Origin of the sequence: Actinomadura sp. CNU-125 (genome assembly GCF_001942465.1) — a bacterium.
Lineage (GTDB): Bacteria > Actinomycetota > Actinomycetes > Streptosporangiales > Streptosporangiaceae > Spirillospora.
In genome coordinates this window covers 1-11,810 of the sequence record NZ_MKJY01000158.1, presented here as the reverse complement: position 1 = coordinate 11,810, position 11,810 = coordinate 1, and the positions used below count along the sequence as shown (strand labels likewise).

The window sequence follows — 11,810 nt, the reverse complement described above, 5'->3', positions numbered from 1 at the left end:
CCGAGGGTGCGGGTCATGTACCGGTACGCGGCGATGCGGCGCTGCCGGGCGGCGGTGCGGTTCTCGGCGGACACCTTGGCGGGGTCGAGGCCGGTGCGGTGCGGGGCGTTCTTCTCGCGCTTGCGCGCGGCCCATGCGGCTTTGCAGGCGGTGTCGGTGGGTTCGTGGCGCTTGATGTGGCGGAGGTAGGCGGCGGCGGTGCCGCAGGGGGCGCGGCGGGTCACAGGACCTCCCGGTTGCGTCGGGGTCCGGTGCCGGGGCGCGGTTCGTCGACGTCCCAGCGGGCGTCCCAGGTGGTGCCGCCGTAGATGAGGTCGTGGTCGTCGCAGGCGTCGGGGTCCTCGCCGAGGTCGCAGAGGGCGGCGAACTTTCCCCGGGCGAGGCCGAGGCGGGTGATGGCCCAGGCGACGGCGCAGCCGCCGATGCCGATGCCCGCGGCGATGGCGGCGACGGCGGTGGGGGTGCTCACCGAACACCCCTTGCGGCGCGATCCGCGTCGAGCGCCAGGTCGTACAGCCGCTGTGCCTCGTCCTCGCCGAGCCGCTCCATCGCCTGCTTCCACGTCCCCGCGACCACGACGGCGTGCAGCGACGCGACCTTGTGGTCCAGGTCGACCAGCAGCGGGTGGTCGAAGTAGTCCGCGGGGTAGTGGTTGCGGGCGTAGAAGGGGTCCCGCTCCCAGTGGCACTTCCACACGTGCATCAGGGCGGCGCCCTTGTCGCGGTCGGTGAGGTTGTCCCAGCCGGGCAGGCGGGTGGCCTCCAGCCACGGCATCGGGTCGCCGTGCGAGCCGGTGCAGCGGTTGTTGCGGGGGCCGTGGACGGGGATGACGCGGGGCTTCTGTCGGACGCCGTGCCGGTTGGTGAAGCTGGGGGCGGTGCGCAGTTCGATGAGCTGGAACGGCTTCTCGCAGCCGCGGCAGAGCGCTTCACCGAGGGGGACGGGCCGGTAGGTGGTGGGTGTGGCAGTCATGTGGGTCTCCTGGGGGGGGGGCCGCCGCGGGTGGCGGCGGCCCCGCAGGTGGTCAGGTCAGGCGCCGGGCTCGGCGTCGAGCGCGGCGAGGACGTCGCTGATCCAGATCTGCCGCTCGTTGTGGGGGCCGGGGCCGCCCGCGCAGAGGGCGCGGACGCGCTGAGCCTGCTCGGCGATCCGGTCCCGGTCGGCCTGCTGCTTGTCCAGCCCGGCGGTGACCCGCTCGACCTGGTCCGCGCTGAGTTCTCCGGAGGCGGCCACGTGCTCGGCCAGCGCCCGCACCATCCCGATCGCGTCGTCCGCGCCGAGCAGGACCGTGCCCACCACGATCTCGGTCAGGAAGGTGACGTCGCGCTCCAGCCGGTCCCGTTCGGCGTCGGCCGCCGCGACCGTCTCCTCCAGCGCCTTGACCTCCGCGCGTGCCTCGGCGCGCCCACGGCGGGCGGACTGCCACGCGAGGCGGTACCGGTCCCGGGTCTCCTCGGCCTCGATGGCGCGGTCGATCTGCTCGTTGAGCGTCTGCTCAGCGGCGACCGCGACCCGGCGGGCGCGGTCCCGTTCGGCGGCGGCGTCGGCGGCGCGCTCCCGCCACGTTGCGACGGTGGCAGCGCCGACCTCCAAGAGCCGGTCCCGGTCGGCGGTGATGGCCGTCCGCAGTGCCCGGGACGCGCGGGCCCGGCGGGCCGCGTGCCGCCACGCGGCCAGGTGCATCGCAAGCTGGCCGCGGAGCCGCTCCACCTGCGCGAGGGCCTCGTCACGCTCCTCGATCGTCACCACGTGCGGGGCGCGGTACAGCGCGTCGATCCGGTCCACGATGTCGTTCCGCTTGTGACCGGCCGAGGCGTCGTCGAGGATCTCGTCCAGCCGGTCGTAGAACCCCGGCTCGTCGTCCTCCGGCGCGGCCTGGCCGATGCTCTCGACCTCGTCCATCGTCGACGCGATCAACGACTCGACCCGGTCCGCCGTTGTCTCCGGCCGCCGCCCGGCGGCGAGCATCGCCTCCAGCCGCTCCCGCGTCAGCGCGTCCTCGTCCTCATATCCGCAGCACCCCTCGTACGCGAGGTGGCACCGGGTGTCGGCGGTCATCGTGAACCAGCCGCCCTTCCACCCCTCGTACTCGGCGCCGTCGGCGTCGCGGGCGGAAGCGAGCATCGCCGCGACCGTCACGTCCCCCGCGGGCTCGAACGCCAGCTCGGCGTAGACACCGCGGTAGGAGTGCGGGGAGTCGAACCCGGCCGGGACGATCAGGTCCTGGTCGGCGGCGGACAGGGCGGCGATCAGCTCACCCAACGTCAACTGCTCAGCCATCAGGCGGCTCCGTCCTGCTCGATGTGGTGGGACCAGCCGCAGTTCGGGCAAGAGCGCCCCAGGAAGTAGCTCTGGCAGATCGTGCAGAAGCTCACGGGGCCCATCACCTGCAGCGCGGCGGCGTCCACCAGCGGCGCAAGCGCGTCCTCGTGCGCCTCACGAACATCCCGGTCGATGTCGTCGGGGTCGTCGTCGGCCGCGTACTCGTACCGGTCGTTGTCGAGGTCGTCGATGCGGTCGACCACGTCGCACAGGACGTCGAACACCGCCGCGTGCCCGCCCCCGGCGAGCCGGTGCCCGGCGGTCAGCGCGGCCGGGTCGCCCGCGACCTTGGAGTGGGGGTCGCGGAGCTGGACGTGCCAGTCCGCGAGCCGCTCGAACTGGCGGGCGATCATGTCCGGGGTCACCATCAGGCGGGTCATCGCCCCTCCTCCCGGGCGATCGCCGCGACGGCCCGCAGGACCGTCACGACCTGCCACGCCGAACGGGCGGTGTGGTCGTTCCAGCCGAACAGCGACGCGTTCGAGCGGTCCCCGCCGGGCAGGTCCAGGTGCTCGACCAGGGCGAGGACGGCCGGGTGCCACCGGTCGATGCACGTCCACGGGTCCAGACCGGACGCGATCGTGAGGGCGCCGACGAGGCTGACGGGCCGCTCGTCGAACGGGCGGGGGTCGGGGGTCGGGATGGTCCCGCCCTGGTGCCAGCCGCGCCGCTCGATGAGCGTGATCGCGTCGGACAGGACGGTGCTGGGCTTGGGGAGGGTGGCCGCGATCTCGGCGACGCGGGCCTCAAGTTCGGCGCTCAGCATCAGAACGGGCTCCGCTCGGAGAACCCGGCGTCCCGGCCGGTGATGGTGACGCGGTCGAGTCCGGCGTCGACGGCCGTGTCGCACGGCCACTCGACCCAGGCGCCGTTCGCGAGGGTGGTGCAGCGGCAGCAGACCAGGTGGGGGGTGGGCTCGTCGGGGTTGGTCGGGTCGCCGGCGTACTCGGTGCGGGGCTGGTGCAGCTCCGCGAGGTTGTTGGTGGTGGGGGTGGCGTGTGCCACGGTGTCCTCCCTTAATCTGTTGCGAGGTGCGGGATGTCCTCCCGCCCTGGCCTCGACCCGCTTCCACCGGGTCGGGGCACTTTCTTGTTCAGGCCGCGGGCTGCTCGCCCTTACCGGCCTGCTTGGCGCGGCGGCGGGCGCGGGCCTCGACGGCCTTCTTCGCCATCCGCTGCATGTGCTCGGAGTGCTTGTTCGTCGCGGCCTTGAGCTGGTCACCCGGCGACATCTCCGGGTACTCGTCGCGCGCCCACGCCCGCCAGTAGTCGATCGACACCGGTGAGGCGCGGTGGCCCTTCGCGGCGCGCTCGGACCGGTTGGCGGTCGCGGCCCAGGACGCGTTCGCGGCGATCCGCGCGCAACACGGGAGCGGGCCTTGGGGTCGGAGGAAGGCATCGGTCACCGTCCTTTCCGGGGTCGGGACCCCTTGGTGAGCCCGAGCGCGACGCCGGGCGGGGGCTGGTGGGGGCCGTCGGCGGGGTAGATCTCGGCGAGGAGTTCGCGGGGCGTGATGCCGTACGCGGCGGCGATCGCGGGCACGAGAGCGAGCTGCTTCGCGGCCTTGACGTGGCCGCGTTCGACCTTCGACACGTAGCTGTGCGAGCGCCCGATGGCCGACCCCAGGTTCTGGAGGGTCCATCCCCGCGTGTCCCGGAGGTTTCGGAGGACTGCTCCGATCCGTTCCGCTTCCGGGTCGAGCTCCTCGGTGAGCCCTGCGACGGTTGCCATGCTCCGAAGGTAGAGGACCAGATCGGAACATCGCAAGGATTTTCGGATCGAAGTCGGAACAACTTCGGATCAAGATGCCAGCACTGCACCGACGCAGGGAAGGTTTACCGGGGCGGCGTGAACCTGTCGCGGGGGATACGCGTCTAAACCGGTACGGTGAACTTTGTTCGGGATCACCCCGATGGATGTTCCAAAATGTTCCGGTGGGTGCGACACTGTGGCCCCATGAGCCGTCAGGATGATCGGTCCCGCCGCGACCGTGTAGCGCGCTACGTCATCGCGCGACGCGGCCAACTCGGCGTCTCTCAGCGAGAGTTGGCCGACCGCGCCGGCCTCAACCCCAAGACGGTCTTCGATGTGGAGCAAGGCAAGCGCTCCACCACTCCCAAGACACACCAGAAACTCGAACCCGCTCTGGGCTGGGAAAGAGGCGACCTCGCCCGGATCGCCGAAGGCGGTTACCCAGTCACCGGCCCGCTCCCCGGGGACGACCTTGACGGCGTCATCGCTGCGGCCACCTCCGGTGAGCTGACCGAGTCGGAGTTCGACTCTCGTGTACGTCAGGTCATCAGCCAACTCCCGGTCGACAGTCAGCCGATCGTGGAGGAGCTGTACGACATGCTGCAGGACGCCGAGAGGCAGAACCGGCGGCTGCGGCGACGGATCGTGCAGTTGATGCCTCGCAATGACGAGGGTGACGGGGATCGCGAGTCGAGTTCACAGCAGTTGCCGAACTCCTGACCGGATTCGGCCGTATGTTGTTGTTTGTCTTGCCTTAGTTCATCCCTTGCGGCGCATCCCGCTGATCTGTCACATCTCGCCCTCTGTGCTCTAATAGCTACAAATGTCTGTCCGGGGGGATGACAAACCCGGCATCGACGGAGCAAGATATCCGTTCACACATGATTCGGTTGGTTGACGAGGTTGTCACCAACGGATGGCGCATGCCCCGGCCCATACGCCATCTGATCGGGGGATCCGAATCTGCCCTGAGGAGGGGGGAGCCAGGTGTCGTTTCACCGCACCGTAGGTCTCGTAGGTTTCGTGGCGTGCGCCGGGATCACCGGAGTGTGGGGGATGATCACTCCGGACCGCCTGTACACGTTCTGCCTGGCGGGAGGTGTCGTGTTCTTCATCTACCTCACGCACGGGAACGTTCCGCGCATCCGAGGCGGACACGACCCCGAGGCGATGAAGGACCCCGAAGCGATGCGACGCATCTTCAACATCGGCTACGCACAGGGCCTCGCCCACGGCGCCGAACGAGCGCGGGCAGAGGGAGGTGAAGGCGCCCGCACCCACGCCCACCTGCCCAAAGCCGGATAGAAACAGCGACCGGAGGGCAGCCGTCCGCCCCGGCATGCTCCCTTCCCCGTCCTCCAGGCCGCACCGAACACGCCAAGGGCCGCACGCACAGCTGCTGCGTGCGGCCCTCGCATGTCGCCACCTATTCCGGCTGGATACGCTGTCGCATGTAGGTGGAGGGTGGTAGTACCCTCACCTCGAAACAACCTGGCCCCGGTAGCTCAGGGGATAGAGCACCTGACTTCTAATCAGACGGTCGCGGGTTCGAATCCTGCCCGGGGCGCCACCCCACCCCCGCTCCTCAGAAGCGGTCCGCCGGCGAGCTCCGCTGATGCTTGCGCCGAGCCCGATCCGCCGCCGTCTCCTCGGTGTACAAGCGCACCATCTCCGGCCGCTTCCACCCGAAGTTCAGCATCACGTCCGTCTCGTTCTGCCCGGCCTCGATCGCGTTCGTCGCCGCGGTCCGACGGAACCGGTGCGGGTGCGCGTTGGTGACCCCGGCCCGCTTCGCCCGCCGGTCGATCATCGCCTGCACGCCGTGCGCGGTCAGCGGCCCCTGCTCCCCCAGCCACAGCCACGGCTCATCAGCGAACGGATGCCGCGCCCGGCCGCGGCGAATGTACCGGTCGATCGCTTCGGCGGCCTTCTTCCCGATCGGCGCAATGTACTCGTCGCCGCCCTTGAGCAGGATCCGGATCTGGTACTGCCCGAGCATCACGTCGTTGGTGTGCGGGTCGTCGGTGTAGCGGATCCCGGCCAGCCCGGACACGCGCGGGCCGATGTCCAGCAGCAGCCGGACGATGGCGTAGTCGCGTACGTCGTTGAACTCGGTGCCGCCGCACGCCTTGAGGAGGCTGGCGACTTCGCCGTCGCTGAACGGCGGCTTGGCTTTCTTGTGGACGGTGGGGGCGTCGTCGTTGTCGACGGGGCCCGGGGCTTCGACGTGGCCCTGCTGGATCAGCCAGGAGTAGAACGCGCGGATGTTGCGGAAGTGCTTGTGGGCGTTGCCCGAGCTGGTGCGGCGCCGTTCGTGGATGAGGAACACGCGGACGTCGGCGGCCTCGACCGTCTCGGCGTCCAGTGCGCCGGCGGTGCCGTCGAGGCTCGTCGTGGAGATGACGGGGCAGCGGTCGTCGGGGTGGGTAAGGCAGGTGCAGTTGTCGCGTTGGGCGAGCCAGGTGGCGAACACGGCGACGCTGTCGCGGTAGGAGCGGATGGTGTGGTTGGAGCGGTCGCGGGATTGGAGGGCGATTTGCCAGGACTCCATTGCTTTGGTGATGGGCAGGCCGGTTTGGGGGTTGGTACGGGTGCGTGTTCGTGAGGCGCGGGTTCGGGGTGTTCGGTCGGGTCGGGTTTGGAGGGGGATGATTTCGGCGGACAAGTCCGTGCTCCCTTCGGGTGAGAGCGGGGCGCGATCTAGACTTGGGGTCCGCCCTGGGCGGGTTCGACCCCTTCACCAACGTGCGGAGAATCCTATGCATCCTCACCTACATGCGACGGGGAAACTTTTCTCGATCGCGGCGTTTGTGCAGGTGAATGCTAGGATTCTCTTGACGGCCCGCTCTCTGTGGTGTGCATAGGACTTCTAATCCGACGGTCGCGGGTTCGAATCCTGCCGGGCGCGCAACACCCTGACCTGCAGTCTTACCACTGCCAAGATCCAAAAATCGAGCCCGACATGCCCACTTTCGTCCCCGTGTTGGCTCGATGTTTGCTCGTAGGTCAACACCCAACCGCCGGGCGCCCACCCGGAAGCCGGATCGTCGCGGGTGAGCACCCACGTCCGAGACCGGGCCCGGCGCACTGCGAAGTCACCACTGCGTAGGGCCTGCGGGCTTCTCAATGGAGCCGCCCAGGGAAGCGGCTGAGCCGGTGTCCGACCCCAAAGCGGTTCTCCGGCTCGGCCGAGTCCGATGGTCACTTCTCAGAGGTCATCGCCTCGGCACCTCTGCCAGGTTCACCACCCGTCCGTGCGGTGCCGTCCCGTCCGGCTTCCGTCGTGCAGTCAGCAGCACCGCGGCGGCGTCTTCCGCGTACTGACGCGCCAGGTCCGGCAGGACCCTGGTCCCAGGTGTCGAACGCAATCTGCCAACTGGAGCCCAGGCCACTACCGTCCCGAGACCCCTTCGACACCGCCGCTGTCGCCCGGCTGGCCGGGGTCGGCCTGCAGGCCACCGAATTAGAAAACCTCACTGTCGGCCGCATTTGGCACCGAGGCCTGGCCACACCCCATCCGCTTCTGCATCAAGGGCGACGAAAGTATCCTCGTCCCCTCACTCTCGAGGTTCGCGTCCTGCTCGACTCGCTACTGGACGATCACTCCAGCACTGCCCCGTCGGCCCTCCGGGAGGACGGACAGCCCTCCGACCGGTGGCGGCAGACCACCGCACTGCACCGCCCGCGCCACCGGCGTCGAGCCTGCCCGTCTGACCCGCACGTCCTGGGTGCCACCGCCGCAACCCTGCTGCTGAACCTCAGCGTCCCCCATCGCACAGGTCCCGCAACTCCTCGGCCACTCGTCACCACCAGTGCTACGACCGCACAGCCAAACTCGCCAGCCACACCCCTTATCAACTCAGTGGCGCCTTCAACGAGACCCGAGGGGGCTCCTGCGGAGAAGCCTCCGTTTCGCTTCATTCGTCGGCGGGAATGGGAAGCCGCACTCCCTGGCTCTCTTCTTTCGCACGCAACTCGAGCGAGCGGGGTACTGATCCACGCGGGACGTCGAAAACCAGAACGCCCCGCACTGAGGCACCAGCCTCAAGTTCCCAGGTCATCCCCCTCTGGTGCCCCTCGACCAGAAGCAAGCCGGGATACTCGCCCTCCTCGCCCCTTAGGCGCTGCACCCTCGCCCTGAGTAGCGCTTCCGCCGACCCTGTGTTCGCTACGGTCAGCGCCACCCGGCACGTCGTCCCACCCACGGTGATTCCCTTGCTCCTCCCACCACACCGGAAATCGGCTGCCGTGATTCTGAGATCGCGGTCCATCACCGGGGATCCAAACGCTCCTGCAATCGGGCGGTTGACGTACCGGCGGACAGCCAGACCTCCTACCCCTGCCCCGACAAGCATAGTGACCACCAGAAGCACCAGGACAATGCGAACTCCAACTGTCCTCTTTCCAGCCAGACGAATGTCCCGGACGGCCAACCACCCGACCTGAAGAGTGACGACAACATCAACGAACCCGACGAGTGGCAGCACCCACCCCGCCGCCGCCCTCCGGTAACTGCTGATCACCAGAAGAACAACACCAGCGACCAAAACTTGGACTCCGATGATGGAGACGACTGCCTGCAGAGTCCGCCTCACCACACCCATCGATGGCGCATTCACGGCGGTTGATCGCTCAACGAACGGCCACCCATCCGGCCCAACAGGATCCGGCTGGGTACTTTGTGGATCTGACACCCGACGAAGCATACGGTCCCCTTAAGGCAAGATCGAGCTGATTGCCAGAAACCAGGTGTTGATATCACCGAGGCTCCGTGACTATGCGCCACGAAACGCAGTCATTCGGTCAGCCTTGCTTTCAGACACATGCAGCCCGTGGCACCCGATGCAGCGTGGCCTGCGATCTCAGTACAGTTGGCGTCCCCTCCGCCTGCGTACACCATTCCACTCCACCAGATACGCAACCCGAGCCAAACGTACCTTTTGTCCGATTTTGTGCAACATCACAGCAATGTGGGCTTGCGCAACCAAACCCCGGTGAGCATAGTTGGCAACACACCAAGGTCTGGACCGCTGAAGCCCTAGGAACTAGACAACTTCTCACCCTGTTGCACCCGAAAGGTGAATCCAATGGGAGAGCAAAACAGAGGAAAGTTGCGGATCTCCCCTAGGCGAATCACCCTGCTTCTCTTTATCGGCACGCTCGCCGCTGCTTCAGTCATCTTTCTACTGTGGCCAGAAGGCGATTCCAAGCAAACCACCCGAGAGGTCAAAGAGCTTCCCGCCCCCCCGGTGCCGACCTCATCAACAGTCGACGGACCAAGATTGACAACGGAACGCAAGTTCACTTATGCCGATTCGGCGTATGGACAATGCCTGAAGCAGAATGGCATCAACGAGTTCCCACCTCTCACTGAGCCCTTGGCTCTGGACACGAACGACCCCGCGATAGCCAGAGCGGTCAAACGCTGCAAAGACCTGGCGCCAGCATCCCCTACCCCAACTGCCAGCTAACCTCGATCTTTCGCAAGGTCGGTCAGGTCGTGGAACGACCCAACCGACTCTTCATTTTCAGCGGCGGGCCAGCCGACGAACTCGACTATCGCGTCGGATGGGCGGGTTCCGCGACCCCGAATGTTCTCTTTCCTAGTGTTGACGGGACGGTTCGCGCCGGTCAGGGCGCCGGAGCATCTGCAGACGCCCGATCGCCAAGACGATCAGGCCGGTCCAGGGCCAATGGCAGGCGAGCCAGAGCCGGACACGTCGCCGCCGCGGGACAGGCGTGCGGCGGCCGAAAACACCCGCAGGCACAGCCGTTTGGGTTCCCAGCGGCGGGCGGGTGATCGCCGAAGACGAACTTCTGGGCCCATGCGGTCAGATCGACGGCGAGGGCGACAAGTTCGAGCCATAGTTGGTTGGCCGCAGCACCGTGCAGGGGGAGGTTACCCAGGCCGGTCTCCTTGGCGCACCGGATGCGGTCCTCGGCCCGGGCCCGGCCGCTGGCGAAGTTCCAGGTCGGCGAACTGCCCGCGCCGCGCATTGGTGACGATACACGTGAAGCGGTGCCTGTCGATGTCGGTGAAGCGCAGCTCAGTGCCCGGATACGGGCGTCTCGGCGGACGACGACCCGCATCCCCTTCGACCATGCGGACAGGTCGAACGTCCTGGCGTGCCCGCCGGTCAGCGTCGTAGGCGCACTGCCACACCTTGCTTGGGCAGGGCGAGGATCGCGGTGCGGTCATCGTCCGTGAGGTTGAATCCGATTGAGCACTACAGCCGCCGGCGCGAGGCCCAATCGACGAGACCGTGCGTCCGCCTCCCGAATCGGTCCTGATCAGCACGGTTTATGCAGGTGGGCGGGGATCTGTTGGAAGGCGGCGCGGACGGTGGTATTTTGGTCGTCGGCGGTGTTGGAGCTGGCATTGCCCGGCCGCAGGTCGAGGGCGCCCACCTCCCCAGCACCGCCGGGGCCGTGGTCGATGACGACGGTCATCGGGTTGAACCCGAAGGTGCCGTTCCAGGCCGGAACGGCGTTCTCCTCCTCCAGAGGCGCGAGCACGATCGTGGCGTCCGGATCCGCCGCAATCGAGCCGCCGTCGGTGCTGAGGACGTGCTCACCGGCCAATTCCCAAGCCCCGGCGCGGGCGGACAATCGGCCTGCGGATCGCCCGCAACGCCTTGGGGTCGGCCTAGCTTGATCTTTAACGTGTGGTGTCGGTGGCGGGGCTCCGGTTGATCATGGTGAAGCCCTTGGTTGATCATTCCTTCTTGCGACAGACGGAAGATCAGACCAAGGGCTTCGATGATCAGTGTGCATGATGCCGACGTTGCCGGTGCGCTCGGGGAGCTGTCCCGGTTCCGGCAGGAGTTCTATCAGTGCCTGACGGCGCGGGCGGATGCGTTGTTCGAGCTGACCGACGCGGTGTTGTGCGCGGACGGCCCGGTCCATTCGCTGGTGGAGTTGTCGCTGGTCGGTGAGCATCGCCGTGGTCATGGATCGCTGTATGGCGCGCTGGCTGAGGGGCGGCTGGATGCCGGACGGCTGGGCGCCGCGCCGGCGGCGGTTCCGCTGCCCCGGGCCGCTGATGGCCGGCTGGTGCTGGCGGTGGACGTCACCTGCTGGCTGCGGCCCGAGGCGCACACCTCACCCGGGCGGATCTTGTGCCACACCTATGGGCGTGGCAAGGACCAGCACCTGATGATCCCCGGCTGGCCGTACTCGGTGGTCTGCGCGCTGGAGACCGGACGCAGTTCCTGGACCGCGCCGCTGGACGCACGGCGTCTGGCGCCGGGTGAGGACGCCGCCACGGTGACGGCCGCCCAGTTGCGTCAGACCATCGGGCGACTGATCGCGGCAGGCCACTGGCGCTCTGGTGACCCTGACATCTGGGTGGTCGCCGATGCCGGTTACGACGGGCCCCGCCTGGCCTACCTGCTGGCTGACCTCCCTGTTCGTGTGCTGGCCCGGATGCGTTCGGACCGCGTCCTGCGACGCGCGGCCCCGCCGTGGGCACCGGGCACCAGAGGCAGGCCGCCCCGGCACGGCGGCGAGTTCGTCTTCGGTGATACCGCCACCTGGGGCGAGCCGGACGTCACCACCACCGGCGACACCCGTCTTTACGGCAGGGCCACCGCCCGCTCGTGGGACCGGCTGCACCCTCGGTTGACGCATCGCGCGGCGTGGGTTGCCCAGACCGGCGCCCTGAGGGGCCACGCGTTTTCCGGACAGCTTCTTCATGGGTGATCTGCGGGCAGATCTACGCTGCTTGCTGCCGATCC

The 11,810-nt window shown here is 68.1% G+C and carries 15 protein-coding genes and 1 tRNA gene; 4 read left to right on the top strand and 12 right to left on the bottom strand.

What is annotated here, in order from left to right; all coding sequences use genetic code 11:
- The 9 genes from BJF79_RS19560 to BJF79_RS19520 form a co-directional block, all read right to left on the bottom strand.
- Positions 1-224: hypothetical protein (locus BJF79_RS19560; protein WP_262402286.1), on the bottom strand; the 224-nt coding region annotated here is incomplete at its 3' end.
- The gene (locus BJF79_RS19555) at positions 221-469 is read right to left on the bottom strand and encodes a hypothetical protein (protein WP_075899374.1); all 249 of its coding nucleotides are present in this window, start codon (positions 467-469) and stop codon (positions 221-223) included. The genes BJF79_RS19560 and BJF79_RS19555, both read right to left, overlap by 4 nt.
- A complete protein-coding gene (locus BJF79_RS19550) occupies positions 466-972 on the bottom strand; it encodes a hypothetical protein (protein WP_075899372.1) in 507 nt (168 codons plus the stop codon). The genes BJF79_RS19555 and BJF79_RS19550 overlap by 4 nt, the downstream gene beginning before the upstream one ends.
- A 57-nt stretch (positions 973-1,029) precedes the next feature.
- Positions 1,030-2,280 carry a hypothetical protein gene (locus tag BJF79_RS19545; protein ID WP_075899370.1) on the bottom strand — a complete coding sequence of 417 codons (1,251 nt, stop codon included), beginning with the start codon at positions 2,278-2,280 and terminating at the stop codon, positions 1,030-1,032.
- Positions 2,280-2,702: a hypothetical protein gene (locus tag BJF79_RS19540; RefSeq protein WP_075899368.1), complete on the bottom strand. Its 423-nt coding sequence runs from the start codon at positions 2,700-2,702 to the stop codon at positions 2,280-2,282. The genes BJF79_RS19545 and BJF79_RS19540 overlap by 1 nt, the downstream gene beginning before the upstream one ends.
- On the bottom strand, positions 2,699-3,088 hold the full coding sequence (locus BJF79_RS19535) for a hypothetical protein (RefSeq protein ID WP_075899366.1): 390 nt from the start codon (positions 3,086-3,088) through the stop codon (positions 2,699-2,701). The genes BJF79_RS19540 and BJF79_RS19535 overlap by 4 nt, the downstream gene beginning before the upstream one ends.
- Positions 3,088-3,327: a hypothetical protein gene (locus tag BJF79_RS19530; protein WP_075899364.1), complete on the bottom strand. Its 240-nt coding sequence runs from the start codon at positions 3,325-3,327 to the stop codon at positions 3,088-3,090. The genes BJF79_RS19535 and BJF79_RS19530 overlap by 1 nt, the downstream gene beginning before the upstream one ends.
- Before the next feature lie 88 nt (positions 3,328-3,415).
- Positions 3,416-3,727 carry a hypothetical protein gene (locus tag BJF79_RS19525; protein ID WP_075899362.1) on the bottom strand — a complete coding sequence of 104 codons (312 nt, stop codon included), beginning with the start codon at positions 3,725-3,727 and terminating at the stop codon, positions 3,416-3,418.
- Positions 3,724-4,053, bottom strand: coding sequence for a helix-turn-helix domain-containing protein (locus BJF79_RS19520; protein WP_075899360.1), 330 nt, complete (start codon positions 4,051-4,053; stop codon positions 3,724-3,726). The genes BJF79_RS19525 and BJF79_RS19520 overlap by 4 nt, the downstream gene beginning before the upstream one ends.
- Before the next feature lie 225 nt (positions 4,054-4,278).
- Between BJF79_RS19520 and BJF79_RS19515 the strand changes: the two genes are divergently transcribed.
- From BJF79_RS19515 to BJF79_RS19505, 3 genes are all read left to right on the top strand, one after another.
- A complete protein-coding gene (locus tag BJF79_RS19515) occupies positions 4,279-4,794 on the top strand; it encodes a helix-turn-helix domain-containing protein (protein ID WP_158079238.1) in 516 nt (171 codons plus the stop codon).
- 336 nt (positions 4,795-5,130) lie between these two features.
- The gene (locus BJF79_RS19510; RefSeq protein WP_143220041.1) at positions 5,131-5,379 is read left to right on the top strand and encodes a hypothetical protein; all 249 of its coding nucleotides are present in this window, start codon (positions 5,131-5,133) and stop codon (positions 5,377-5,379) included.
- Between the two features lie 189 nt (positions 5,380-5,568).
- Positions 5,569-5,644: transfer RNA gene (locus tag BJF79_RS19505), tRNA-Arg, on the top strand.
- Positions 5,645-5,659: 15 nt separating this feature from the next.
- Here the strand turns inward: BJF79_RS19505 and BJF79_RS19500 are convergent.
- The 3 genes from BJF79_RS19500 to BJF79_RS19480 form a co-directional block, all read right to left on the bottom strand.
- Positions 5,660-6,625 (bottom strand): tyrosine-type recombinase/integrase, encoded by a 966-nt coding sequence (locus tag BJF79_RS19500; RefSeq protein WP_075899354.1) that lies wholly within the window; start codon positions 6,623-6,625, stop codon positions 5,660-5,662.
- 1,366 nt (positions 6,626-7,991) lie between these two features.
- On the bottom strand, positions 7,992-8,669 hold the full coding sequence (locus tag BJF79_RS19490) for a DUF4352 domain-containing protein (protein ID WP_158079237.1): 678 nt from the start codon (positions 8,667-8,669) through the stop codon (positions 7,992-7,994).
- A 1,696-nt stretch (positions 8,670-10,365) separates the two neighbouring features.
- Positions 10,366-10,683: a hypothetical protein gene (locus BJF79_RS19480; protein ID WP_158079236.1), complete on the bottom strand. Its 318-nt coding sequence runs from the start codon at positions 10,681-10,683 to the stop codon at positions 10,366-10,368.
- Positions 10,684-10,833: 150 nt separating this feature from the next.
- Here BJF79_RS19480 and BJF79_RS19475 point away from each other — a divergent pair, with 150 nt between their 5' ends.
- Positions 10,834-11,775: a transposase gene (locus BJF79_RS19475; RefSeq protein WP_262402285.1), complete on the top strand. Its 942-nt coding sequence runs from the start codon at positions 10,834-10,836 to the stop codon at positions 11,773-11,775.
- The last annotated feature ends 35 nt before the right edge of the window (positions 11,776-11,810 follow it).